Below are 23207 nucleotides of genomic sequence, written 5' to 3' on the forward strand. Positions count from 1 at the left end.
TTGAAAAAGGTTGAAAAACACTTATTCCCTAAAACTATCGGAGAGGCGCTAGCGCTCCTTGAAGAATATAGGGGCGAAGCCCGTCTTGTATCTGGCGCTACAGATCTCATGCTCTGGATAAAAGAGGGCAAGGTTTCTCCGTCTGTTCTTGTAGACGTATCGGATATCCCGGAAATGAAATTCGTTGAAGTGCAAAATGGGAAACTGGTAATAGGGGCGTCAATGACCCACGCTGAAATTGCCGCAAACCAACTGGTGAAGCAGCTGTTTCCCGCTCTCGCTGACGGCTGCCGGAGCGTCGGTTCGCCTCAGATACGCAACATAGCCACGCTTGCCGGCAATATAGTAAGCGCGCAGCCCGCGGCGGACTCTGTAGTCCCGCTGACGGCGCTTGGCGCGGTATGCGAGACCGTGAATTGTGACGGCGCGCGTAAGCGTCCGCTCTGCGAACTCTCAAAGACTGTAGGCGTAAGCTATATCGACCCAGCAAGGGAGATTCTCACGAAGATAGAGATAGCGATCCCCGCCTGCAAATATGGGACGGCCTTCAAACGTATCGCTTCGCGCGAAGCAATGGCGCTGCCGGTGGTCAACGTTGCTGTGATGCTTGAAGCCGCGCTCGACGGAAGCATATCCGCCGCGCGTATCGTAGCCTCTCCTGTCTCCGTGACTCCGTTCCGTGCGAAAAAAGCTGAGGCCGCTCTCGTTGGCAAGAAGCCGTCCGCCGAAGTATTAGCCGCGGCCGCCGCTATCGCGGAAGACGAGGCTTCACCACGAGACTCTTTAGTGCGCGGTTCAGGGGCTTACCGTAAAGCGCTTGTAAAGGATCTTGTCGAACAGGCGCTTGTAGAAGCAGCCTCGGCGTTAGCGTAAGGAGTGATTGAGATGCAGGAATTAAAATGTGTCGTTAACGGTAAAAATGTTGCCATAATGATCGACCCCAGCCACTCCCTGGCTGACGTAATAAGGTACGACCTCGGCCTTACGGGAACTAAAAAAGGGTGTGAAGAGGGCGAATGCGGCGCCTGCACTGTACTTGTGGACGGCCTGCCGGTCGACTCTTGCATCGTTCCCGCTATGAAGGCGCAGGGGCGCAGCATTCTCACAATAGAGGGACTTGAGCAGAACGGAGAGCTCGACCCGATCCAGGAGGCTTTTGTGGAAGCGGGCGCCATTCAGTGCGGCTTTTGCACTCCAGGCGTAGTACTTTCCGCTAAGGCGCTTCTTATGCGCGAGGAGAACCCAACCAAGGAAGAGGTACGTGACGAACTTTCAGGGCACTTCTGCCGCTGCACCGGATATTTGCAGTTCTACGACGCAGTAAAAATAGCCTCGGAAAAAATAGCGGCACGTAAGGCCGCAAAGGCTTAAACCGGAAGATTTTATTAAAAACGAGGGACTGCGGCGGAAAAAAGAAAAATTCTGCCGCGGCCTTTTTATAAATGTCTTATGAAAGGAGCATTTTTATATGCAGCGAATCGGTCTATTTACACCAATCACTATAAATTCCATGGAACTTGCCAACAGAGTCATCATGTCTCCGATGTTCACAAACTCGGCGGCGTCGGGAGGATTTGTATCTAAAAATACCATCAAACACTACGTGGACAGGGCGCGCTCCGGCGTCGGACTGATAATGACGGAACACACAAGCGTCAGCTCAAAATTCATCCATGCAGGGCTCCGTCTCCAAATCAGCCGTGATGAACACATAGATGGCTTTAAAAAACTTATCGAAGCGGTTCACGGCGAAGGGTGCAAAATTGGACTCCAGATCGCGCACTCGATCTACGGCGTAGGCAAGAAACCGCACGAACTGACGAACGAAGAATGTTACGGCATCATCGATGATTTTGTAGCTGGTGCGCGGCGCGCCTATGAGGCAGGTTTTGACGCCATAGAGCTGCATTATGCGCATACCTACACGATGGCGGATTTCATCTCGCGCCGTACCAATCTGCGCACAGACGAATTTGGCGGCGACATCTACGGCAGAATGTTTATGCACTTGGAAATCCTCAAAAAGATCCGCGCGCTAGTGGGTCCAGAGTATCCGCTCTTTGCCAGAATCAGCGCCGAAGAATTTGTACTGGGCGGCAACACGATCGTCCAGAGCCGCATCTTTGCGCAGGAGCTAGTCAAGCACGGCATCGACTGTATGGACGTCTCCGCCGGAGTCCGCTTCGACGACGCGCCAGTGAAGGGCTATTCAGACCAGAGGGGCAAGCCGACAATAGAATATCCAGACGGCCCTAACGTCTATCTTGCAGAAGAGATAAAAAAATGCGTCAGCGTCCCTGTGGTGACAGTGGGAAAACTTGGCAACCCTGAATTTGCCGACAACGTCATTGCGGAGGGCCGCGCGGACATGGTGGCTTTAGCGCGTCCGCTTATAGCCGATCCCATGTGGGTGCGTAAAGCTCAAGATCACCGTTTTGACCGCATCACCGAATGTCTATACTGCACCGAATGCCTTTACGAACGTCACGACCCTTCCGCCTACATCCATTGCATGAGATATACCTGTCAGAACGCGTGCCCCGCAAACGTTGAAGTGCCGCTATATCTCGATTTTGCAAGAAGAGGGATGTACAAGGAGGCCTATCAGGTGATTCAGAACGAAAATCCGCTTGTTCTGACCTGCGGCCGCGTCTGCAACCATCTCTGTGAAAACATGTGCAACCGCGTTAAAATCGACGAACCAATAGCCATCCGTGGCATAAAACGTTTTATAACGGACTGGCTGCTTGAGCACGACGGGAAATTCCCGCTTCCAGCGATGGAGCCGCGCAGCGCAAAGCGCGTCGCAGTTGTCGGTTCCGGCCCATCAGGTCTCTCATGCGCATTTTACCTTCAGAAAAAGGGCTACGATGTGACGGTCTACGAAGCACTTGATGTCATTGGCGGAATGCTTGCGGTGGGGCTTCCCGAATACCGTCTCCCCAAGGAAAAGTTTGCCAAGGAGATAGAACTTTTCAAGGAAATGGGCATCAAATTCATCACAGGCGCAAAGATTGGCAGAGAACTTTCGGTTAAAGAACTACGCAGCCTCGGCTACATGGCGGTCTATCTAGCCGTCGGAGACCACAATGACAGAAAACTTGGCGTAGCCGGGGAAGATTACGAAGGCGTCACATCAGGCGTATCGTTCCTGCGCTCGGTGAAGACCGGCGGCGAAAGCGGTCTTCAAGGTAAAGAGGTCGTAGTGGTCGGCGGAGGCAATGTATCTATGGACTGTGCAAGAACGGCGATACGCCTTGGTGCGTCAAAAGTGTCGCTGCTCTGCCTTGAAAAAGAAAACGAGATGCCAGCGCATCCTGACGAAGTTAAAGAGGGCAAAGAAGAGGGGCTCTACGTATTCAACGGATGGGGGCCGATGGCCATCTCAGCACAAGAGGGGCGCGCTGATGAGGTGACCTTCAAAGAATGCACCGCCGTCTTTGATGATTCTGGCCGCTTCAACCCTTCATACGATGAAAACTCTCTCTTAAAGGTGCACGCCGATCTTGTTATTTGCGCCATCGGGCAGGCTCTGAGCTGGGAAGTGGCTGAAGCCGACGAAGAGCTCATCGCGATACGCGGCAATGTCATACCAGCCGCCTATCGCGGCACTACCGCCACGCCTTGGATATTCGCCGGCGGCGACTGCACGACGGGCCCAGATTCCGTTGTCAGCGGAGTCAACCGCGGCAAAGAGGCCGCCTCGTCGATAGATCGCTACTTGGGCGGCGACGGACAGGTGATAGCGCCAAAACATCTGGCACGAGAGATGAGCAAGCCTATTGACGAAACTCCGACGCAACGCGAGAAGATGGCCATGCTTGAACCACAAGCGCGTAAGGACTGTTTTTGCGAGGTGGAGTGCGGCTTTTCCGAAGAACAGGTTGCAAAAGAGGCAGGAAGATGCCTGCGCTGCGACGTTCTTAAGATAAACCGCTTGTAAGATAAAATATAGAAAGAGGTTTTTCTTTGTCATGACAGATAATAAAACCGCCGTCGTAAGAGGCGGCGGCGACCTTGCAACAGGAATAATCTACAGACTCTGGAAGGCCGGCTACTCTGTGCTTGTGCTTGAAACAAAGTGTCCGCTTGTAGTACGCCGAACTGTAGCGGTTGCCTCAGCCATCTTTGACGGTGCTGCCATGGTAGAGGATATGAAGTCCGTACGTATTGACTCTGTGGGAGAATTTACAAAAGGTTCTCATATTATACAAGTGCTTGTTGATCCAGAAGGACAATCTATAGAAAAAATATCCCCAGACCTGGTCGTAGATGCCGTTATGGCAAAGAAAAACATTGGTACAACAAAAGATATGGCGCCGCTTGTCATTGCGATCGGGCCTGGATTTTCCGCGCCTCAGGATGTGCATGCCGTTATAGAGACAAAACGCGGCCACACGCTGGGACGCGTTATAACGAATGGCGCCGCTATTCCAAATACAGGCGTTCCGGGAATCATAAAAGGCTACAGCACGGAACGGCTGCTTCGCGCTCCAAAAGAGGGCTATTTGCTTCCGGTGCGTAAAATAGGCGACGAGGTGGCAGCAGACGAGGTCATAGGCTATGTTGACGGAATAGAGGTATGCTCAAAGCTTGACGGGATACTGCGAGGGCTCATTCATCCGCACGTTCATCTCACACAGGGGCTGAAGATAGGCGATGTTGATCCTCGCGGCGACGCCTCTCACTGCTGGAGCATAACGGACAAGGCTTTGGCTATTGCCGGCGGAGTGCTGGAAGTAATAATGAGTAAAGACTCAATCTTAAGGTAAGAAGGCCAAAGCTTCGGTTTAGAACATTGAATGACCGTAGGCAATAGAGGATGCGGTGACCCTGTTGTTATTCTCCGCCAATTCTTGGTTGTGAGGCGAATACGGCGTAACTTTGAGTGAAATATCTCTGTTTTTATTTGACTAATAAGATGTCTGGCGCCTTCTTTTTTATTTGGATGCTGCGGGGGCGCGTGACATAATAAAAGGCCCGCATCGACGCGTAGTTTTACGCGCGGTGCAGGCCTTTGAATTTATGCCGATTGAAAATTTTTGCTCAGTGCCTTATCTGCTTTTTAGGCACTCCAGGTTGTGTTTGTATTCGGGGACGGCTTCCCAGACGGAGGTGCCTAAGTCGCAGGGAAAGTCGGGACAGAAGCCGCAGTTGGGGATGCGGTTGCGCACGGCGCAGGCGCGGATGGCGCATTCGCCGCAGCTTATGCTCTTTGCGCCTGCTGTGAGGCATCCCGTGCAGCGCAGCCGCGACGGGAGTATGAAGGAGCCTTTGCCTTCGCGCTCCTGCGCTGCGGCAAGCGCCGCAAGCGTTTCGTTGTCTTTGTTCAGTGTGGCGCGGCGCGCTGTACAGGCGTCGCAGTCTATGCCGCAGCAGCCTATGTTCGCCATTATTCCGTTTCCGCCTCCGGGTTTGCTGCACAGACGACGCCATGTTTTTTGATTTCGCAGCCTATTGCGCGAAGCTCAGAGGCAAGGGCCTCGACGCCTTGCTCTACGCTGCGCCATTCGGTGTCGAAAGAACAGTCCACGATGAATATCGCCTCTTGTGTCTCGCAGTCGACGCAGGCGTCCCGCGTGTCGCGGTAGTTCCAGAGCCAACAGCAGATTTTTTCGTCGTCCGCGTAGGCAATCTGCGGGGGTGCGCATTCGATGATCTCTCCGCCCGCTCCGAGCGGCGCGAATTTTTCGCCGTCTCGTACGTAGCGCAGCGTCATGCCGCCCTTTAATTTTTTCATGTCGTGCGCTCCCATCGGCAGTATGTTCATCGCCGATACGCAGTCATAGCAGTCCACCACGTCTGATACGTCCCACATGTCGCCTTTGAAGAGCCTGCGCAGCAGCGCCTCTATCGAGGAACGGTACTTGCTGGGCTTGACGCCCATTTTTGAGTAGGTCTCGCGCCATCTGCGAACGTCGGGGTGCAGCATCATCGTGTCAGCAGAGAGGCCGATGTCCTTCATGTGCCCCTCAAGTTCGCGTTTGAGTTTCGCCACGTGCGCCGCGCCGTCCGCACCGCCGATGTTTGCGCGGAGCCAGCCTATCTTTGCCTCGGGGAAATTTTCAAGTACCTTTTTATCCAGTGAAATTTTCAAAACGCTCTCCCTTTTCTGTATGTTGTATGTTGTTGTATGCGCCGCCGTTATTTGTCTGAATTATCTGTCCATATTATAGCTCGCGCCGAGCCTTCTGCATATCTCTTGTGCAAGGCGTCCTACGGCCCAGCCCGCCGCCGTTCCAGCGATGAAGAGCGGTATCATGTAAAAAACGGCCCTCGCGTCTCCTATCATATATGAGACGAGCAGCGTCTGCGCCGCGTTGAAGGCCCACGCGCCCGCTACGCTGATCCACGGAAGTGAAAAATCGCGCCGCATCTTGCAGTAGAGGAGCGACATGACGATGGCCGCCGCGACGCCTCCCGCCATGCTGCATAGAAATGCGAACCAGTTGCCGGTGAAGAGCCACGCAAGCAGCACTCGCAGCACTGTGACGCAGAAGGCGGCCTTTACTCCCAGCATGACGAGCGCGGCAAGGGTGAAGACGTTTGCCGCGCCAAGTTTCAGGCCGGGAAGCGGCATCGGCAGCATTCCTTCCGCAGCGTTCACCACAAGCGCGCAGGCTGTGAAAAGCGCCGCCATTACAAGCCGGCGCGTGACGTTCTGCGCACTCATCAGTAGCTTACGCCGTCCACATCGTTGTTTGTCTTCTGCGCGCCCGTTATGCGAAGCGCGAGATGATGAGGTAGGCAGACGGCGCCGGTTCCGGGCCGCGTGATGCGCCCCATGCGGACGCAGCTTCCGTCTGGACAGTCCGCGGAAATTATCGCGGCCCCGCCGCCGCCTGCGCGTATGATGTTAAAACCGCCGCCCGTCTTCACCCGTATGTCGCGCGGCGGCTGCGCAAGCGGGATGCGATGGATGACGACGCCGTCCGCCACTACTTCGGCATAGGTCGGCACGCCTTTGCGCACGCCGGGCAAAAATGCGCCGCAGATGAGCATGAGCGCGCCCGCAGCCGTCACTATGGCCATGACGCGATCGCCGCGCTTTATTGCTTTGCGCCTCCTATTATGCTTTTTTTATAATTTTTATCTGTAAGCTGGAATAATGTTTCAGCGTGCGGGGTGACGAGCGCCTCGTTTTTGCCGGAAAGCAAAAATACGGCGGCTATTTCGGGATTCTTTTTAAGAAAGGCGTCCGCCTTTTTCCGTCCCATGACGAAGAGCGCGGTGCAGAGGGCGTCGGCCTTTGTGGAGTCCGCGTCTATTATCGTGACGGAGGAGAAGTCTGAGATGGCGGGGTGTCCCGTCGCAGGGTCGAAGATGTGATGGTAGCGCTTTCCGTCTTTTTCAAAGTATCGTTCGTACGGGCCAGAGGTGACTACGGAGGCGGCGGGCGTCATTATGACGCCGAAATATTCTCCGCGAGGGTGGTCGGGGTGCTGTAGGCCTATCTTCCAGAGGCCGCGTTTAGGCGCTTTTCCTATGAGGTCTATGTTGCCTCCAAGGTCTATTATTGCGCTTTGTACGTTCAGCTCCAAAAGGCGCGCCTTCAGAAGGTCGGCCGCGCGTCCCTTCGCTATGGCGCCAAGGTCTAAGGCCATGCCCTCCGGCGCTTTGACGAAGAATTTTCCATTGTCGTTTTTGAGAGTTATCTTGCCGTAGTCGGTGTTGCGCAGAGCGCGCGCTATCTCGTAGGCTTCGGGTATGCGCGCCTGAGGCGTGCCTATCTTCCACAGCTTCACCACGTCTCCGATGGCTGGGTTGAAGGCGCCGCCGGTGGCTTTCGCTGTTTTTCCGGCGCGTGATATGAGGGAATATGTTTTTTCGTCTACCGAAGTCCATTTGCCGCGCGCGGTGTTTATTCTGCCGACGTCGGAGGAGGCGATGTTTGCGGAAAAAAGCTCCTCAAGTTTCACCAAGAGGCCGTCGGCCTCTTTCAGCGAGGAATCTAATTTTTCTTTATCCGCGCCGTAGAGCGTGACGCGCACGTAGGTGCCCATGCGGTAGTTTTCGCTTGCGGCGCAGGTCTGCTGTGCCGTAGCCTGAGTTCTGCCGTAAATGAAGAAGGCGGCGCAAAAAAAAGCGGCCGCCGCTATTGTAAAACAGGTTGTTTTTTTGACCGTCATGGTTTATGTGCCGCCGCCGCTTTGCGCAGAGGCGCTACTCGCAGAGGCCATCTTCAGCCGTGCCCGTGAATTTCATTTTTGCCTCGAGTATGCGGTGGTTCTGCACCTCAAGCACCTTTATCTCCCACGGGCCGCAGCTTATGAGCTGTCCCTGCGTCGGGAAGTCGCCGGTTATCTCAAGTATCATGCCGGCAAGAGTGTCTACGTCGACATAGATAGTGTCAAACGGGTAGTTCAGCGCCTCGGCCAGGTCTTCAAGGTTCACCTGTCCCTGGACGATGTAACAGTTTTCGCCGACGTTCAATATCTCTGGCGTCTCTTTGTCGTATTCGTCCTGGATGTCGCCTACGATTTCTTCGATGAGGTCTTCCAGGGTGACGAGCCCCGCCGTGCCGCCGTATTCGTCTACGACGATGGCCAGGTGTTTGCGCGCCTTTTTCATCATGTCCAGAGCCTCGTCCGTCTTCATCGTTTCCGGCACGTAGAGCGGTTTGCGCATCAGCTTGTTTATGGCGATGTCCGTCTCGCCGTTTGAGAGCGGGCGGAGCAGGTCTTTTGCGTAAAGTATTCCGGTGATGTCGTCCATGTCCTCTTTATATACTGGGATGCGCGAATGTCCGCTTTCAAGGAATATTTTCACGGCGTCGTTTACGCTGTCGCTTTCGTCTATTGAGAACATGTCTATGCGCGGGGCCATCACTTCGGAGACGCGGGTCTCTTCAAAGGCGATGACGCCGTGTATCATCTTGCGCTCGTCCTCTTCAAGCGCGCCTGCGGCGCTGCCTTCGCTGACGATGTGGTCTATCTCTTCGCGCGAGATGAGCGCGCTGTAGGAGACGAGGTCCATGCCTATGAGCTTGCCGATCAGTTTGAGTATCGTCTGTAAAAGCGCCATCACCGGCGTCAGCAGAAAGTTGAAGAGGCGCAGAAGCGGCATACAGATGAGCAGCACGCTTTCTTTTTTGGCTATCGCTATGTTTTTGGGCAGGATCTCACAGAATATGACAATGAGCAGGGTCATGACGGCTACCGCCACGGCGGGGCCAGCCAGTCCGAAAATTGAGATGGCTACAGAGGTTGCGACGGCGCTCGCTGCGATGTTGACGAGGTTGTTGCCAATGAGAGTTACGTTTATCGCTTTTGCGATGTTGTCCGCGAGCCAGAGAAAACCTTTTTTGTGGTGTGGGAAATCATCCGCCATCGCCAGAAGTTTCCCTCTTCCTGCCGACGTGATTGAGGTCTCCGTCATTGAAAAATATACGGAGAAGGCCAAGAGCACGCCAAGCAGGCCAATACTGCCTACAAGGTCAGAATTCAACAAATATCATCCTCCTGATATTATGAGCCCCAATTTTAGGGACTGTATGAGTAAGCATATCATAAGTTTTTGATATTCGCACTATCCGGGCGGTGATTTAGGTAGTTGTCCGTAAAAGTTCTACGCATCCTTCGGTAGCGCGCAAGGCGCGCCGCTTTTAAGATAGGCTTCATCAGGAACGGATAATGTTTAAGGAGGCTTTTGTAATGGATGATTTTGTTGCGGCGTATAAGAGGATGTTTGAAAATTATTTTGAGTTCTCCGGCAGAAGTTCGCGCGCGGATTTTTGCGGAGCGATAGTGATGAACATTTTGGTCGGTTTTCTGCTTGCCGCTTTAAGCTGGATGCTCCCGCTCATTTTCTTTGCGGACTGGGCCTACGGCATTGCCGTCATCATTCCGCTTACGGCGCTTACCGTGCGGAGGCTGCACGATATGAACAAAAGCGGGTGGTGGGTGCTGGTCGGGCTCTTTCCAGTGCTTAATCTCATTCTTGTGATTTTCTGCTGCTTCTCGGACGGAACTCCTGGGTCAAACGCCTACGGAGCCTGATGCGCGCGGCGGGATAGATATAGATGCTACTTTTGCTTCGGCCCTCCGATACGGAGGGCTTTTTATTTTATATTGCGGATCTCGGCCGCAGCTCTGTTTATTTCTCGAATGGCAAGTTCGTGCAGCTCTTCCAGCGAATGAGAGCCAAGGCGCGCGCAGACTTTTGCGTTCTCGCCGCAGAGCAGACAGCGGCGCTCAGCTAGGCCCATCTCTTTTCTTGAAACGGGGCCCTCTTCGGTGATTATATCTATGTCAAGGATGCGCCCCGCCGTCATTCTGTTTTCCGCGTCGAGCGCTATGCGCTTCATATCGGAGGCACTCTGGGTGGCCGCGTCGAAAGCGCCCTGCCAGCAGACGCCGGCGCCGTTTTCAAGGAAGCGTTCCTCGCGCGTTTTTGCGTTCGCATGGGCCACCAGCAGTTTTTTGCACATATTTATCACGTCGTAGTCGTTTGGCGCGCGCTTTGGAAAGCCTGGGATGTTGAGCCCTATCTGACAGATGAAATAGGCGGAGCGTCCCTTTGCGTTTTTGATGGAGAGCCAGCGCCTCTGCCACGCGGCGCGTTCTTCGCGCCCGGCAAGCACCTCTTCAAGCGGCGTCATTTCTTTTCCCTCAGTTTTTTTATTATTTCGGCGCCCTTTGCGCTTTTTAAATAATCTATGGTGACAGAAGGCAGAAGCGCGGAAAGCGCCTCCGGCTCTGTGCCGCCGGCAAGCATGGAGCGCACGCGCGACGCGGAAATGGCAGCTCCGTCGGCCTGGATGCGTTCTATCTCCGTCACGGCGCAGCCAAATGACGGAAGCGACGCTTTGAGCGCCTCGTTATAGACTGCGGTAACGGGGCAGAACGGCTCCGTGCCGACGAAGCGGCGCGTTATGCCAAGCTCCTTCACGAAAAGCAGCCCAAACAGCGACGCGTCAAGTTCCGCCTGCACTTTAGCCGCAGCCGGCTCAGCGCGGTCTTTTAGGAAATAGGTCGGGAATGTCGCGGCGGATACCGCGTAGCTGCCGCTGCCAATGACGCAGACGTTTGGCAGGTGCGCCGTGCCGCGCTGCACCAGTGAAATGCGGTCGGCGAACGGAAAGACTGATGCGTCCTCTTCTACGACGATGACGTAAAGTCGCGCCGCGCCGCGCGCGGCCTCTTCGATGAGGTGCAGATGTCCCAGCGTGAACGGGTTGCAGTTCATCACGGCGGCGGAGGCGGAGCCAGCTCCGTCTTTTTCGGCCTTTGCTCTTTCGGCCGCAAGTTTTTCTTTGTACTGCGCAATGCCGGGCGCGCCAGATTCCATAAGCACCGCGGAGGGCGCCGCCGCAAGCGGGCGAAAGCCGAGTCCGGCAAAGCGGTCGGCCATCTCGGGTTTTGTGTATATGAAGAGGTGATAGAGTCCTTTTTCTCCCGCGGTGCGCATCAAAGCGGAAATGACGATGCCCGAAAGCCCCGCCTCCTGCCACTGAGAGTCCGCGGCGACCATTTTTATGACAGAGCCCGCGAGGCTTGCCGTGGCGGCAAGACGTCCTTCGGTGTCTTCCGCAAGCGCTATATAATCCGGCGTGCCTTCAAAGACGAGCCCGCTGCGTCCAAGAAGCGACTCAACTGCCCTGCGTTCGTATCTGCTGAGGCTTTTTGTAACGCGGCATTCTAATCCAAACATATTTTATCAATCCTATTTCAAATTTTAATCCTGCGACAACTTTCTCTTTACTATCTCGCCTATCGCAGAGCGAGGCATCTCAGTTATAAATTCGATTATGCGCGGCGCCTTGTAGTAGGACAGTTTCTTGCGGCAATATTCTATCAGGTCTTTGGCCGTGGCGCGCTCTCCTTTTTTGAGGACGATGTACGCCTTGACCAGTTCTCCGCTTATGGGCCTGGGCACTCCGACCACCGCGGCCTCTTCGACCGCGGGATGTTCTTCGAGGACTCGCTCCACTTCACGCGCGTAAACTTTGAAGCCTCCTACGAAAATGACGTCCGTCATGCGCCCGACGAGATAGAGATAGCCGTCTTCGTCGAACTTAGCCACGTCGCAGGTGTTGAACCAGCCGTTTTTGAAACGCTGCTCAGTAAGCTCCGCGTTTCTGAAATAGCCGTGAGTGACGCTTGCGCCGCGTATCCAGAGGACGCCCTCTTTGCCCGCCGGCTGCTCGCTGCCGTCGTCGTTTCTTATCTGTGCTTCAACACAGTCAAGCAGGGTACCGACGCTGCCGGGCTTTTTCTTGTCCATCCCAGGCGGCAGCGCCACGACGGACGAGGCCTCGGTGAGGCCGTAGCCCTGAAGCACAGGCGTCGCAAGCACCCGCTCCGCGCGTTTGGACGAGGCTTCCGGCAGCCTGTCTCCGCCCGAAAGTATGCAGCGCAGCGTAGGCGGCACCACCACCCCGCGGGACGCGGCGGCCACCATCAACGCTATCATCGTAGGCACCGCCATCACGATGGTGACGCCAGCGTTTTTTATAGCCTCCATAGAGGTTTCCACCGGCATGAACGACGGCAGTATCGCCTGACGCGTCGCCTTCACGACGGGCAGCAGGGCCCCGCAGACGAAGCCGAAGGCATTTGAGTTTGGCAGCGCGTTGAGGAAGACGTCTTCGTCGTCGTCAAGCATCTGTATATGTTCCACGCAGGCGTCTATGCAGGCCAGCAGATTGTCGTGAGAGAGCGGCACGGCCTTTGGCTCGCCGGTCGTGCCGGAGGTGTAGAAGATAACGGCGATGTCTGACGACTCCTCCGAACAGGGACGCCCGGGGACGTTTTCGTCAAGCGTGTCAAGGCTGATGACGGAGCACGGGATGCCCTCTTCTGAAATGAGCGGTGCAAGGTCCGCGCAGCCTCGGTAGGTCAGCGCCGCAAAGACGTCGGCGTGAACGAGTTGTTTTATGAGCGGCACATAGGCGGAGCGGAAGTCAAGCAGCGCCACAGCGCCGCCGAGCTTCCAGACCGCAATGGCCATCGCAAGCAGGACAGGGCTGTTTGGCATAAGCAAAGCTAGCCGCTGCCCCTTTTTGAAATTGCTGGCTCTTAACTTTTCCTCACATTCCTCAATGAGCTCTGCGAAGGCGCCGCGGGACCACCAGGTCTTTTGCCACCAAAGAAAGGGCTCAGTAGGGAATCTATTCAGATTGTCCCTGATTATTGCCTCAAGTCTGGAATTCAAGCCATCACGTCCATTATTCATTTTGCCCGGTCAGGGGCTATGCGGTCATTGTAAGCGCCATATATGCCTCCCAGGCGGCCGCAAAGGGGAGCATACTCTCTGGAATGTCGTAGCGCGGATGGTGCAGCGGATATTCAAGCCCGGTGCCCAAAAGCATGAAGACGGAGGGCACGCTGTTGCTGAAAAATGAGAAATCCTCACCCGAGAGCAGCGGACGTTCCAACATCGTTATGCCCTCTTCGCCGAAAAAAGGAACCCCGATATGCGTCAGTGAATCCAGCATTTCGAGGTTATTGTCTACCTGTGCGTAGTTGCGGGTATATTCTACAGAGGCTATGCCGCGCAGCGCCTTAGCTATGCCGGGGGCCACAGTTTCTATGCGGCTCTGCACAAAATCGCGCGTGCGTGAATCAAAGGCTCGCAGCGTGCCCCAAAGATTGGCCTGTTCCGGGATGATGTTATAGGCCGCGCCGGCCTCCACCTGTCCAAACGAGACTACTACGGGTTCGCGCGGGTCTACCTCGCGCGCGAGCATCGTCTGGATGGTGATTATTATATTTGCTGCGATAGTGACTGGGTCGACCGTCAGGTGCGGCTCCGCGCCGTGCCCTGAGGCTCCGTGGATGTCTATATGGATGCGGTCGGAAAGGGCCGTCATGACGCCGCGGCGCGAGAACAGTTCGCCGTATGGAAGCTCTGAGGCCCAATTTACGGCGGCGCAGCGGCCGATGTTGAACTTTTCGATGAAATGATTTTCCGTAAGCGACTTTGCGCCGCTGCGGCCTTCGCCCGCCGGCTGGAAAAGAAAAACGATCTTTTGGCTGAGCGCCTCTGGCATTTCGGACAACACGGCGGCCGCGCCAAGGAGCGAGGCCATCTCCGCGTCGTGCCCGCAGCCGTGCATGACGCCGGGGATACAGGAGGAAAACGGCAGTCCGGTCTGTTCGTCGGCCGCTATCGCGTCCATCGTCGCACGCAACATCAGCGCCTGGCCGGGAAGGTCTGCGCCAAGCACGCCCACAACGGATGTCTGCGCGGCAAAGCCGCACGTCACCTCCATGCCGGGAAGTGATCTCAGGACATTTGTGATTTTAGAGGCGGTGATATTTTCTTCAAATGCAAGCTCTGGAAATTGGTGAAAATCTCTTCGCCAGTCCTGCATCTCCTCCATGATTTTTTCCGCCCGCTCAAGCAGCGACGCTCCTAAAGCGGAAAGTTCGATCTGATCACTCATCCCCATACTTCCTTCCGGTGCCTGCCTAAAGAATACCAAACTAAATATCCGAATAGTTTATCACAATTTACCGTTAAAGTGTAAAATAATGGGAGACTGGGGGAGTTGGATTGACCGATTCACAAAAGGGCGCGGCCTGCGCGTTCCTCTCATATCTGTGTTGGGGGTCGATGCCGGTATACTGGAAGGCTCTCGCGCATGTTTCATCTTTTGTTATACTATGCAACCGCGTACTTTGGTCCGCGGTCTTCACTATCATGGTGATCGCGGGCGCGCGGATGTGGAGCACGGGCGCCGCCTTCGCCGCAAAAAATAAACGGCAGACGCTTTGGCTCGTCGTAGGAGGATTTCTCATCACCTTCAACTGGGGGCTTTATATATGGGCCATCAACGATGGACGGATACTTGAAACGAGCCTCGGCTATTACATCAATCCGCTTGTCTCGATGTGCTTCGGGATGCTCTTTTTCGGCGAGCGCATGAGGCGCGCGCAAGTGGCGGCGCTTTTGCTCGCGCTTGCCGGGGTGCTCGTGCAGGTCTTTTATCTTGGCGAGGTGCCGCTCGTATCGCTCGGCCTTGCGCTCTCCTTCGGCCTCTACGGAGTGCTGAAAAAAGCCGTCGCAGTCTCCCCGCCCATAGGTCTTTTCATCGAGACCATCTCCGTCGCCCCCGCGGCTCTCTTATGGCTCTGGTACATGCAGCGCACGGGAGAGGCGACTTATCCTTATGATATGTGGACCTATCTGCTGCTTGCCGGAACCGGAATCATGACCTCCGTGCCGCTTTTTTTATTTGCCTACGCGACAAAGCGCATAGAGCTGACGGCGCTTGGCTTTATACAGTTCGTCTCGCCCACCCTCACCTTTCTTATCGGCACGCTCATCTACCATGAGCCGCTCTCACCGATAAGAACGCTGACCTTTGTGCTGATTTGGAGCGCGGTCGCTGTATACTGCGCCGATAAAATTTATCTCGCGCGGCGCGAAACTCATTGACATGTAGTGTTTTAGCGATAGAATTATAGATAATATTTCACACGAGAAATGGGCGTTTATATGTTTCTGAAACATATGGCATCGGCGGGTTCATATTGCCCGCGGTAAAGCCCTGCACTCACAATCTAATCACATACTCCTTTCATCCGGGCGCAAATGCGCCCCCTTTTCGTCTTTATAAAAGACCAGACTGAATATTCCTGGCCCGCGCGTCGCCGAAAACCCGGCGTAAGGCGGGTCTTGCCGCCCATAGAATTGCCGTTGCCGAAAGAGGCGCCGTTATTAAGATGAAAGATGTTTTTTAAGCATCGCGCGCTTGTCTGTTTTTCATCATATCTTTGAGAAGGCGCGATGAAGAATACGGCGGGAATACAGCAAAGGGAGGAAAACTAATGCGGCAGCGAAAAGAGAAAAAAATCAGGGCGGCGGTTTTGGTGGGCGCGCTCGTTTTTGCCATTGCGGCGGGAGTGTTTTTGTCGCCGCTTCCGGCGGCGGCCGCTTGGGACGGAAGCGCGGACACTTCGTGGTACAACGATTCACAGAGCGTTTTTACAATATGCTCGCCAGCCCAGCTTGCGGGGCTGGCAATGCTGCTTGACGGAAACAATGCGCTCTCCGCCGATTTTTCCGAAAAGACGATACGGCTTGCAGCCGACATCGACCTTGCCGGGAAGCAGTGGACTCCAATCGGAGCATGGGTGGACAGCAAAAAGACGCGGCCGTTTCGCGGCATCTTTGACGGACAGGGACATAAGATAACAGGCCTTTATGTGACATCGGGGCGCTGCGCTGGACTTTTCGGCTATGTGCGAAACGGCGTCATCAAGAATCTCTCTGTGGCCGGTTCCGTCAGCGGCGGCAGCTATATGGGCGCCGTTGCGGGCTGGATAGAAGGAATGGGCGGCGATTCGCTGATAGAGAACTGCCGCGTCGTTGTTGCTGTAAGCAGCGCGAAAGCGGCCTATATCGGAGCCGTCGCGGGCTACAATAAAGGAAGCGGAGGCACGGCCTCGATAGTCGCGTGCAGCGCGGATTCAACGCTTACCACCAGCTACGACGGCCCTAACGCCGGCTTTATCGGCGGCATAACTGGAGGAAATCTGAGTTACTCCGGCGGCGCAGCCGTGGTGCAGGGCTGCGCCGCCTCATCCGCCATCGCCATTCCAGAAAACGGCGTCAACACAAACTGGCAGGCGGGCCTCGTCTGCGGGACAAACAGAAGCACGGAGGCGGAACTTTCGTCCGTCTTAAACTGCGCCGCCACGGGCCTCATAAAAGGAGACGCGCTCTACGCGGGCGGCGTCACGGGCCACAATTACGCCTACTCTCGCGGCTCCGTCGTCCTTGATTCCTGTATCGTTACAGCGGACATCTCTACAACCCACCCCGTGGGGATGGCGGGCGGCGTTGAAGGCTACAACTACACCGTCAATGAAGGCGCGTCGCAGGTACGAAACTGTTTCTTCAACGGCTCTGTAAAAGGAGCTGCGGCTGCGGGAGGCGTCGCGGGTACAAGCGCCTGTATGGCGCAAAGCACCTCCGTCTATTTCAACTGCGTCACGCAGGGCGCTTGCGTAGCAACAAACTCAGCTTCCGGCAGCACGCAGGGCTGCGCTGGGGTAATAGCGCTCGTTCAGTGCAACGAAGCCTCCAGCATCTCTATTCAGAACTGCTCCTCCGAGACTGTCCTAAGTTTCCAAAGCGGCGTTGAACACAAGGGAGGAGTAGCGGGATACGTGGATATAATGGACGGCGCCTCGGCCTGTCTTATCAAAAACTGCTCCGCCGCATCGCCGCTTTCCGCCGCTTCCGGCGCGGGTTACGCGGGCGGCGTTGCCGGTTATATCAGAAGCGCTGGCGGCGCGGTGACGGTCGCAAACTGCGGATGGCTTGATGCGGGCGGCGCGCCGGCTTTCGGAGGAACCAGCGGGCAAGTGCTTTCAAACGCGGCCTCTTTTGACGCGGCGGAGCTTTCAAGCGGAGTAGTCGCCGCCTGCCTGCCAAACCAAGCGGCGCTTTTCTTCGATATGGACAAAGGAGCGGCCTCCGCCTCTTTCAACCTTGTCACCTATCCGTCAACAGGAGCCGATTTTTCAAAATATGTAAGCTGCGGCGTTAAAAATACAAACACAGGCGCCGTCTTTGCCGCGGCTTCGGCAAATGTAGTGACAGTCGCCCCGCTTGCCGCCGGCGGCGCGCAGATAACGGCGGCGCTTTCGTTAAAACCGACGCTCTTTGCCGGCGCAAGCGGCCAACAGGCGGAGGCGGTAGAGGCCGGTCCATCCGTATTTGCCTGGGTGCGGGCAAATACAACTCCCGAGCCTGTCAAACCTGTAGTGCCGGGAAGTTCCGGCGGGGGCGGCTGTTCTGCAGGATATGGCGTGCTTTTGCTTGCGGCGCTTTTGCCGCTTGCTTTGTATAAAAAAATAAGCGGCGTCAAAGGCCGCTTTCGCAAATAAGAACGGTCTCCGCTGCGCGCCGGCGCACGCGGCATCTAAAAACAAAAAAGCCGCAAAACATATCAAGCGACATGTTTTGCGGCTTTTTATTTTTCCGTGGATGCGGGAGATTCTTAGGCGAAATCTCTGCGCTCTTTGATGCGTGCGGCTTTTCCGCTGAGGTTGCGGAGATAGTAGAGCTTCGCGCGGCGGACGCGGCCTTTGCGGGCCACTTCTATCTTGTCCACTGAGGGGCAATGCACCGGGAAGATTCTTTCTACGCCGATTCCGTTGGATATTTTGCGGACGATGAAGTTCTCGCGGAGACCGCCGTGCTGACGGCCGATCACTACGCCTTCAAATATCTGTATACGTTCGCGGTTACCCTCTTTGACCTTAACGTGCACCTTTACGGTGTCGCCGGAGCGGAACTCAGGGATGGAATCCGCGTCTTTGCGGAATTTCTTCTCAACCAGAGCTATTCTTGGATCCTGCATGAGGTTTTCCCTCCTTTTTCAGTAATGATTTATTTTTGTTTCAGAGCCAAAAGGCCCTTATCTGTAGCTTTCTTCGCCTGGCTCAGCGCCAGCCGAAAAATCTGTCGAGCGTGATGCTCACCGCGCTCCTCACCGAGAGATGGTTCCAGCCGTCGTGTCCGCCAGTTATAGGCGTCATTACCGCGTCCGCCAAGTCCATCGCCTCGCTGTGAAGCCCCCAGCCCGTGCCGAAGATGAAGACGGGGCTGTGGTCTCTTGCAAAAATCTCGCGTTTCAAAGAGAGCCAGTGCCGCGCGCCTTCGTGATGTTTTGCCGTGGTAGCTATCTTGAAGGGCGCTTTTTTCTCCCTTTCCGCAACCCAGGCGAGCGCTTTTTGGACGGAGGCGAATATCTTCAGCGTGGAGAAGGCCTCTTTGCGGTCGGGATTATATTCCGAGCCCCAGCCCGTCGTCCAGTGGTCAGCTATTCGCTTCGCCATCTCGCGCTGCTGCGCAAGCGGAGTGATAAGGAGATATTTTTTTATTCCGTAGGTTCGGCAGGCTCTAGCTATGTCGTGCAGATCCATGCCGGTTATAGCAGTCGACGATTTCTCGCCGCGCTTGTCCAGCACCGGATAGTGCACCTCCATAATGTACGAGCCGCCGGAGAGCCAGGGCGCAAGCCCCGCGCGGGCCACGATGTCGGGGCGCCTTTTGAGCGTCCTTTCGACGGACTGACGCCTGCGCCATCTTTCGATGGCCTTCGCGTCGCCGCCAGTCAGCACCGAAGGCACTGCCTCGTTTTGCCATACGGCGGGCCTTGTGTAGTGCGGCGTGTCGAGCATCCCGCTGTAGAAGGAATCTTCAGAAACAGACGATGCGCTTCCAACGACGCCGGGAATGAGGCGCGACACCGCGTCCACTATCGCCATCGCCGGCATTTCGCCGCCCGTCAGCACGAAATCGCCAAGGGAGAGCTCCATGTCCACATATTTTTGCGTGAAACGTTCGTCCACGCCTTCATAGTGGCCGCATATCAGAACGAGATGTTCTTTCTGCGAAAGCTCCTCGACTATCTCCTGATGCAGATGCACTCCCTGCGGGCTCGGGTAGACTACATACGGCTTTTCGCCTTGTGAGGCGGCAGAAAGCGCCCTCTCGAGCGGATCTGCCATCAGCATCATGCCGCCGCTGCCGTAGCAGGCGTCGTCTATCTGTCTGTAGCTGCCGTTTGCGTAGTCGCGCAGGTCGACTATTTCAATGTCGAGTCTGCCCGAAGCGACGCCGCGTCCTAAGACGCTTGCTTCGGTGTAGCTTCGCATCAGCTCTGGAAAAGCGGTGATGATGGTGATTTTCATCTCAGTCCCAGAGTCCCTCCGGAATATTTACTGTCATGGTACCAGCCCCGGTGTCGACGTTTTGAACGACGTCGCCAATCGCGGGTATTGCCTTTACCGCGCCTTCCGGAGTTTTTACGACGTAAACGTCGTTGCTTCCGGTGAAGATGACCTCGGTTATCACGCCAAGGAGATCCCCAGTCGCAGCCTCTTTCACTGTAAGTCCTATGATGTCGTCGAGCCAGTATTCATCTTCTTCTAGCTCAACTCTTTCGTCGGCGTCTACTGTGATGACTGCGCCCTTCATCGCCTCGCCGTCTTCGCGGTTGTCAATGCCCTGAAGATGGAGGAAGAAGGTGTTTTTGCCCTCGTAGGGAGCTATGCGGCACACCTTATAGGTGCGCATCGGCTTTCCGGGAAGCTGTATATCCATGCTTTCCATTTCAAGAAAGCGTTCCGGAAAATCGGTGGTCGGAAGTACCAGCATATCGCCGCGCACCCCGTGGACACCGACTATCTTGCCGATCTCATATCTGCCCTCCGAAGAGGCGTCAGTCTTCTTTGACATCAACATCCACCTTTTCGCCGGATTTTATTGAAGCTGCTTTCGCAACGTGACGGATGGCGTTGATGGTGGAGCCTTTCTTGCCTATTACGCGGCCTATGTCATCAGAGGCAACCCTGATCGTGACCAGGATCGCCCCGGCCTCGGAACGTTCCTCGGAGACCGAGACCTCTTCCGGCTTTGTGACGAGCCTGCGTACTATGAGATCTACAAGGTCGACATAATCTGCCATTGTCTTTGCCGCCTATTCCGCTGCGGGGGCTGCGGGAGCCTCTGCGGGCGCGTCGATGACTCCGGCCTTCTTCAGCAGCACTTTGGCCGTATCAGAGGGGGACGCCCCTTTGCTGAGCCAGTATGCCGCGCGCTCTGAGTCTATTTTGATCTCTCCGGGTTCCATGAGCGGATTATATGTTCCGAGTATCTCGATGAAACGTCCGTCTCTTGGTGAATGAGAGTCGGTCACTACCAGACGGTAGAACGGAGCCTTCTTTTTCCCGTGACGGGAAAGACGAATACGAACTGACATGCACTAACACCTCCTGTGTTGATTTCTATTAACGAACCGCCGCGGTACGGCCGGCGTTTCCTTATATTTATTGAAAGGGGGAGACCCCCGTGTCAATCTGATTTGCCGCCTGCGCTATTTGAAAAAGCCGCGCTTTCCCATTCCGCCCATGCCGGGCGGCATCCTGAACTTGCCGCCGCCGTTTGACATCTTGCCGAAGGTCTTCATCATGCCCTTCATTTGTTCGTACTGCGCCAGCACCTGATTTACCATCTGCACCGACGTGCCCGAACCCTGGGCTATCCTCTTGCGGCGTCCGCCCTTTATTATGTCGGGGTTTCTGCGCTCCTTCAGCGTCATCGAAAGGATGACCGCCTCCGTCTGCTTCATGCGCTTAGGATCGATCTCTACGTTCTTCAGCGCCTTGCTTGCTCCCGGTATCGGGAGCATCTCAAGCACCTTTTCCAGCGGCCCTAGCTTTTGTATCTGCTTTAACTGCATCAGCATGTCTTCAAGCGTGAAGCGGTTCTTTTTGAGGTTCTCCGTCATGCGCTGCACGTCGGCCTCTGACGTGGCGGACTGCACCTTTTCCAGCAGCCCCTCCATGTCGCCCATGCCTATGATGCGCTGGGCCATGCGCCGCGCGTCGAAAAGCTCTAGATCCTCGGTCTTTTCGCCGCAGCCGGCAAGTTTTATAGGAACGCCGGTGCTTGCGCGGATGGCAAGCGAGGGGCCGCCTCTTGCGTCGCCGTCCAGCTTTGTCAGGACGACGCCGGAGAGCCCTAGGCGTTCGTGGAATGTATTTGCTACGTTTACGGCCTCCTGGCCGGTCATCGAGTCTACTACAAGAAGAATTTCAGTTGGAACGGTCGCGGCCTTCATGCTCTCCAGCTCGTGCATAAGCTCGTCGTCCATTTGTAGACGGCCGGCCGTGTCGAGCAGGATCATATCGCAGAGGTGGGCCTCCGCGTAGGCGCGCGATTTTTTAGCTACCGATACAGGGTCGGTCTCGCCCTGTTCCGGCCCGAAGAAGGGGATATTAGCCTTCTCTGCGAGAACACGAAGCTGATCTACGGCTGCGGGGCGGCGAAGGTCGCAGGCCACCACAAGAGGTTTGTGCCCCTTGCTCATCCTGCGCGCTATCTTCACCGTGGAGGTCGTTTTGCCGGAGCCCTGAAGCCCCACCATCATGTAGATAGTCGGCGGTTTGGGCGAGATGACAAGCGGCACCGGCGCGTCGCCCATAATTTTTATAAGTTCTTCATAAACTATTGTGAAAATGAGCTGCGTCGGGGACATCGAGTCGAGCACATTCTTGCCCGTCGCGCGGACGCGTATCGCCTCGACTACGTCCTTGACTACCTTATAGTTGACGTCCGCTTCAAGCAGCGCGCGGCGAACCTCACGCAGAGCGAGATTTATGTCCTCTTCTGTAAGCTTGCCCTTGCCGCGGAGCCCCGCGAATATATTTTCAAAACGTTCCTTTAATGAGTCAAACATAACGTCACCCTATGCCTCCAGGATTTTTTTGAATGCGGAATAAAAGTCTTCGGGAAGGCGCGTGCGGTTGTCCTCAAGCATCTGCTCCATCTCGCGGCGTCGCGCCGCAAGGCCGAACGCGCACTCGAAATCTTCCAGATGCTCGCGTGAACGCGCGACCAGATCATGCACGCCCTGGCGCGAAACGCCGAGCGCAAGAGCCGCCTCTGCAAGCGACAGGTCCTGCATCAAAATCATATCGCAGGCCATACGCTGCTTCTCCGTAAGCTTCGCCCCGTAGAGATCAAGCAAAAGCCCGTCGCGCACTCTTTGTTCCAGATGATCCATTTCCGCCATTTCCCCACATCCTTTACATCAACTAAAGCAGTATACCGGAGGAGGCGCCAGGTGTCAAGGGTTGGCGCTTTACAGTGCTGCCGCTCCGGCGCGCAGCGCGGGTTCTGACAATGCCGCCCTCGGGACGCGGCGAACCGTGCGGTATTCGGAGGATAAAATAAGGTTTTGCCGTGCGGCACAGGCGTATTCTTGTGCGTAACATTTCGTGCACGGCCTTTTCGGGCAAACGGCACTGCCAATTGTAATAGGGGGGCAATAAAATGCCGCAACGGCCGAAATTTTTATTATAATAAGCGGGTAAGATTAAATACGGTTACAAAACAAAAACTATCTTTTTTATTACGCCGTTCTTGAAGGTCTGCTGCGCCAAGGCGCGGCGTCCAAGACAAAGAACGGTGAAGGGGGATGTCGCGAAGTTGTCTATTTTAAAGAAGTGGAATTTTCTCGGAGCGAAACGTCTGGGGATATGGTTTGGCGCGTTGTTTTTCTCTTTTGTGATTTTAGCGGCCGTCTGCGTGGCCTCGAATAATACCGGCCTTCCCGCAGAGCTGCAGGTCGACCCGATGAACGGAGCCTGGAAGTCGAGGATACTGCCGCATCATAGGCTGCTCGTCTCCTACCGCGACGCGGCATTCAACATCAAGACCTTCGTCGGCTCGAAGGAAGA

At 55.5% G+C, this 23207-nt stretch carries 25 protein-coding genes; 8 read left to right on the plus strand and 17 right to left on the minus strand.

Translation table 11 applies throughout. The features are described from left to right. From RRY12_06080 to yqeB, 4 genes are all read left to right on the plus strand, one after another. Nucleotides 1-873: an FAD binding domain-containing protein gene (locus RRY12_06080; GenBank protein ID MEG2184226.1), complete on the plus strand. Its 873-nt coding sequence runs from the start codon at nt 1-3 to the stop codon at nt 871-873. Between the two features lie 12 nt (nt 874-885). Beyond that, the gene (locus RRY12_06085) at nt 886-1371 is read left to right on the plus strand and encodes a (2Fe-2S)-binding protein (GenBank protein ID MEG2184227.1); all 486 of its coding nucleotides are present in this window, start codon (nt 886-888) and stop codon (nt 1369-1371) included. 97 nt (nt 1372-1468) lie between these two features. Continuing rightward, entirely contained in the window at nt 1469-3943 is a 2475-nt protein-coding gene (locus RRY12_06090) for an FAD-dependent oxidoreductase (protein ID MEG2184228.1), read from the plus strand. 31 nt (nt 3944-3974) lie between these two features. Next, complete coding sequence (yqeB, locus tag RRY12_06095) at nt 3975-4772, plus strand: selenium-dependent molybdenum cofactor biosynthesis protein YqeB (GenBank protein MEG2184229.1); 798 nt, start codon at nt 3975-3977, stop codon at nt 4770-4772. A 282-nt stretch (nt 4773-5054) separates the two neighbouring features. Here yqeB and RRY12_06100 read toward each other — a convergent pair whose 3' ends face one another. The 6 genes from RRY12_06100 to RRY12_06125 are packed head-to-tail and all read right to left on the minus strand — an operon-like array spanning nt 5055 to nt 9450. Beyond that, on the minus strand, nt 5055-5393 hold the full coding sequence (locus tag RRY12_06100) for a DUF3795 domain-containing protein (protein ID MEG2184230.1): 339 nt from the start codon (nt 5391-5393) through the stop codon (nt 5055-5057). Further along, nucleotides 5393-6097: a phenylalanine--tRNA ligase beta subunit-related protein gene (locus tag RRY12_06105; protein MEG2184231.1), complete on the minus strand. Its 705-nt coding sequence runs from the start codon at nt 6095-6097 to the stop codon at nt 5393-5395. Before RRY12_06105 ends, RRY12_06100 begins: the two co-directional genes overlap by 1 nt. A 60-nt stretch (nt 6098-6157) precedes the next feature. After that, complete coding sequence (locus tag RRY12_06110; protein MEG2184232.1) at nt 6158-6673, minus strand: Gx transporter family protein; 516 nt, start codon at nt 6671-6673, stop codon at nt 6158-6160. Next, nucleotides 6673-7032 (minus strand): NusG domain II-containing protein, encoded by a 360-nt coding sequence (locus RRY12_06115; protein ID MEG2184233.1) that lies wholly within the window; start codon nt 7030-7032, stop codon nt 6673-6675. Before RRY12_06115 ends, RRY12_06110 begins: the two co-directional genes overlap by 1 nt. A gap of 17 nt (nt 7033-7049) precedes the next feature. Beyond that, a complete protein-coding gene (locus RRY12_06120) occupies nt 7050-8129 on the minus strand; it encodes an FAD:protein FMN transferase (GenBank protein MEG2184234.1) in 1080 nt (359 codons plus the stop codon). Nucleotides 8130-8163: 34 nt separating this feature from the next. After that, nucleotides 8164-9450, minus strand: a complete 1287-nt coding sequence (locus RRY12_06125) for a hemolysin family protein (GenBank protein MEG2184235.1) — start codon at nt 9448-9450, stop codon at nt 8164-8166. Between the two features lie 203 nt (nt 9451-9653). Here RRY12_06125 and RRY12_06130 point away from each other — a divergent pair, with 203 nt between their 5' ends. Then, nucleotides 9654-9998 carry a DUF805 domain-containing protein gene (locus RRY12_06130; GenBank protein ID MEG2184236.1) on the plus strand — a complete coding sequence of 115 codons (345 nt, stop codon included), beginning with the start codon at nt 9654-9656 and terminating at the stop codon, nt 9996-9998. A gap of 62 nt (nt 9999-10060) precedes the next feature. On the opposite strand, the gene RRY12_06135 is transcribed toward RRY12_06130, so the two are convergent. The 4 genes from RRY12_06135 to RRY12_06150 are packed head-to-tail and all read right to left on the minus strand — an operon-like array spanning nt 10061 to nt 14389. After that, a complete protein-coding gene (locus RRY12_06135) occupies nt 10061-10600 on the minus strand; it encodes a citrate lyase holo-[acyl-carrier protein] synthase (GenBank protein MEG2184237.1) in 540 nt (179 codons plus the stop codon). After that, nucleotides 10597-11652 (minus strand): [citrate (pro-3S)-lyase] ligase, encoded by a 1056-nt coding sequence (locus RRY12_06140; GenBank protein ID MEG2184238.1) that lies wholly within the window; start codon nt 11650-11652, stop codon nt 10597-10599. Before RRY12_06140 ends, RRY12_06135 begins: the two co-directional genes overlap by 4 nt. A gap of 24 nt (nt 11653-11676) precedes the next feature. Further along, entirely contained in the window at nt 11677-13155 is a 1479-nt protein-coding gene (locus RRY12_06145; GenBank protein MEG2184239.1) for an AMP-binding protein, read from the minus strand. Nucleotides 13156-13192: 37 nt separating this feature from the next. Continuing rightward, nucleotides 13193-14389, minus strand: a complete 1197-nt coding sequence (locus RRY12_06150; GenBank protein MEG2184240.1) for a M20 family metallopeptidase — start codon at nt 14387-14389, stop codon at nt 13193-13195. Between the two features lie 110 nt (nt 14390-14499). On the opposite strand from RRY12_06150, the gene rarD reads away from it, so the two are divergent. Both rarD and RRY12_06160 read left to right on the plus strand, forming a co-directional pair. Then, a complete protein-coding gene (gene rarD / locus RRY12_06155; GenBank protein ID MEG2184241.1) occupies nt 14500-15384 on the plus strand; it encodes an EamA family transporter RarD in 885 nt (294 codons plus the stop codon). 392 nt (nt 15385-15776) lie between these two features. Next, on the plus strand, nt 15777-17843 hold the full coding sequence (locus RRY12_06160; GenBank protein ID MEG2184242.1) for a Synerg-CTERM sorting domain-containing protein: 2067 nt from the start codon (nt 15777-15779) through the stop codon (nt 17841-17843). Nucleotides 17844-17956: 113 nt separating this feature from the next. On the opposite strand, the gene rplS is transcribed toward RRY12_06160, so the two are convergent. From rplS to RRY12_06195, 7 genes are all read right to left on the minus strand, one after another. Beyond that, nucleotides 17957-18319, minus strand: a complete 363-nt coding sequence (rplS, locus tag RRY12_06165) for a 50S ribosomal protein L19 (GenBank protein MEG2184243.1) — start codon at nt 18317-18319, stop codon at nt 17957-17959. Nucleotides 18320-18401: 82 nt separating this feature from the next. Further along, nucleotides 18402-19655 (minus strand): tRNA (guanosine(37)-N1)-methyltransferase TrmD, encoded by a 1254-nt coding sequence (gene trmD / locus RRY12_06170; protein ID MEG2184244.1) that lies wholly within the window; start codon nt 19653-19655, stop codon nt 18402-18404. A gap of 1 nt (nt 19656) precedes the next feature. Then, a complete protein-coding gene (rimM, locus tag RRY12_06175; protein ID MEG2184245.1) occupies nt 19657-20202 on the minus strand; it encodes a ribosome maturation factor RimM in 546 nt (181 codons plus the stop codon). Next, the gene (locus RRY12_06180; protein MEG2184246.1) at nt 20186-20431 is read right to left on the minus strand and encodes a KH domain-containing protein; all 246 of its coding nucleotides are present in this window, start codon (nt 20429-20431) and stop codon (nt 20186-20188) included. Before RRY12_06180 ends, rimM begins: the two co-directional genes overlap by 17 nt. A 12-nt stretch (nt 20432-20443) precedes the next feature. Beyond that, nucleotides 20444-20725 carry a 30S ribosomal protein S16 gene (gene rpsP, locus RRY12_06185; GenBank protein MEG2184247.1) on the minus strand — a complete coding sequence of 94 codons (282 nt, stop codon included), beginning with the start codon at nt 20723-20725 and terminating at the stop codon, nt 20444-20446. Nucleotides 20726-20839: 114 nt separating this feature from the next. Next, the gene (gene ffh, locus RRY12_06190) at nt 20840-22204 is read right to left on the minus strand and encodes a signal recognition particle protein (GenBank protein ID MEG2184248.1); all 1365 of its coding nucleotides are present in this window, start codon (nt 22202-22204) and stop codon (nt 20840-20842) included. Nucleotides 22205-22213: 9 nt separating this feature from the next. Further along, on the minus strand, nt 22214-22540 hold the full coding sequence (locus RRY12_06195) for a sigma factor-like helix-turn-helix DNA-binding protein (GenBank protein ID MEG2184249.1): 327 nt from the start codon (nt 22538-22540) through the stop codon (nt 22214-22216). Nucleotides 22541-22956: 416 nt separating this feature from the next. On the opposite strand from RRY12_06195, the gene RRY12_06200 reads away from it, so the two are divergent. Then, nucleotides 22957-23207 (plus strand): hypothetical protein (locus RRY12_06200; GenBank protein MEG2184250.1); only part of this gene is annotated, 251 nt, incomplete at its 3' end.

Source organism: Cloacibacillus sp., assembly GCA_036655895.1.
In the GTDB taxonomy this organism is placed as follows: Bacteria; Synergistota; Synergistia; order Synergistales; family Synergistaceae; genus JAVVPF01.

What these genes read in the sequence shown, in the direction of transcription:
- RRY12_06085 (MEG2184227.1), top strand. Translation starts at nt 886, where the DNA reads ATGCAGGAATTAAAATGTGTCGTTAACGGTAAAAATGTTGCCATAATG.
- RRY12_06090 (MEG2184228.1), top strand. Translation starts at nt 1,469, where the DNA reads ATGCAGCGAATCGGTCTATTTACACCAATCACTATAAATTCCATGGAA.
- yqeB (MEG2184229.1), top strand. Translation starts at nt 3,975, where the DNA reads ATGACAGATAATAAAACCGCCGTCGTAAGAGGCGGCGGCGACCTTGCA.
- RRY12_06100 (MEG2184230.1), bottom strand. Translation starts at nt 5,393, where the DNA reads ATGGCGAACATAGGCTGCTGCGGCATAGACTGCGACGCCTGTACAGCG.
- RRY12_06110 (MEG2184232.1), bottom strand. Translation starts at nt 6,673, where the DNA reads ATGAGTGCGCAGAACGTCACGCGCCGGCTTGTAATGGCGGCGCTTTTC.
- RRY12_06115 (MEG2184233.1), bottom strand. Translation starts at nt 7,032, where the DNA reads ATGGCCATAGTGACGGCTGCGGGCGCGCTCATGCTCATCTGCGGCGCA.
- RRY12_06120 (MEG2184234.1), bottom strand. Translation starts at nt 8,129, where the DNA reads ATGACGGTCAAAAAAACAACCTGTTTTACAATAGCGGCGGCCGCTTTT.
- RRY12_06130 (MEG2184236.1), top strand. Translation starts at nt 9,654, where the DNA reads ATGGATGATTTTGTTGCGGCGTATAAGAGGATGTTTGAAAATTATTTT.
- RRY12_06135 (MEG2184237.1), bottom strand. Translation starts at nt 10,600, where the DNA reads ATGACGCCGCTTGAAGAGGTGCTTGCCGGGCGCGAAGAACGCGCCGCG.
- RRY12_06140 (MEG2184238.1), bottom strand. Translation starts at nt 11,652, where the DNA reads ATGTTTGGATTAGAATGCCGCGTTACAAAAAGCCTCAGCAGATACGAA.
- RRY12_06150 (MEG2184240.1), bottom strand. Translation starts at nt 14,389, where the DNA reads ATGAGTGATCAGATCGAACTTTCCGCTTTAGGAGCGTCGCTGCTTGAG.
- RRY12_06160 (MEG2184242.1), top strand. Translation starts at nt 15,777, where the DNA reads ATGCGGCAGCGAAAAGAGAAAAAAATCAGGGCGGCGGTTTTGGTGGGC.
- rplS (MEG2184243.1), bottom strand. Translation starts at nt 18,319, where the DNA reads ATGCAGGATCCAAGAATAGCTCTGGTTGAGAAGAAATTCCGCAAAGAC.
- trmD (MEG2184244.1), bottom strand. Translation starts at nt 19,655, where the DNA reads ATGAAAATCACCATCATCACCGCTTTTCCAGAGCTGATGCGAAGCTAC.
- rimM (MEG2184245.1), bottom strand. Translation starts at nt 20,202, where the DNA reads ATGTCAAAGAAGACTGACGCCTCTTCGGAGGGCAGATATGAGATCGGC.
- RRY12_06180 (MEG2184246.1), bottom strand. Translation starts at nt 20,431, where the DNA reads ATGGCAGATTATGTCGACCTTGTAGATCTCATAGTACGCAGGCTCGTC.
- rpsP (MEG2184247.1), bottom strand. Translation starts at nt 20,725, where the DNA reads ATGTCAGTTCGTATTCGTCTTTCCCGTCACGGGAAAAAGAAGGCTCCG.
- ffh (MEG2184248.1), bottom strand. Translation starts at nt 22,204, where the DNA reads ATGTTTGACTCATTAAAGGAACGTTTTGAAAATATATTCGCGGGGCTC.
- RRY12_06195 (MEG2184249.1), bottom strand. Translation starts at nt 22,540, where the DNA reads ATGGCGGAAATGGATCATCTGGAACAAAGAGTGCGCGACGGGCTTTTG.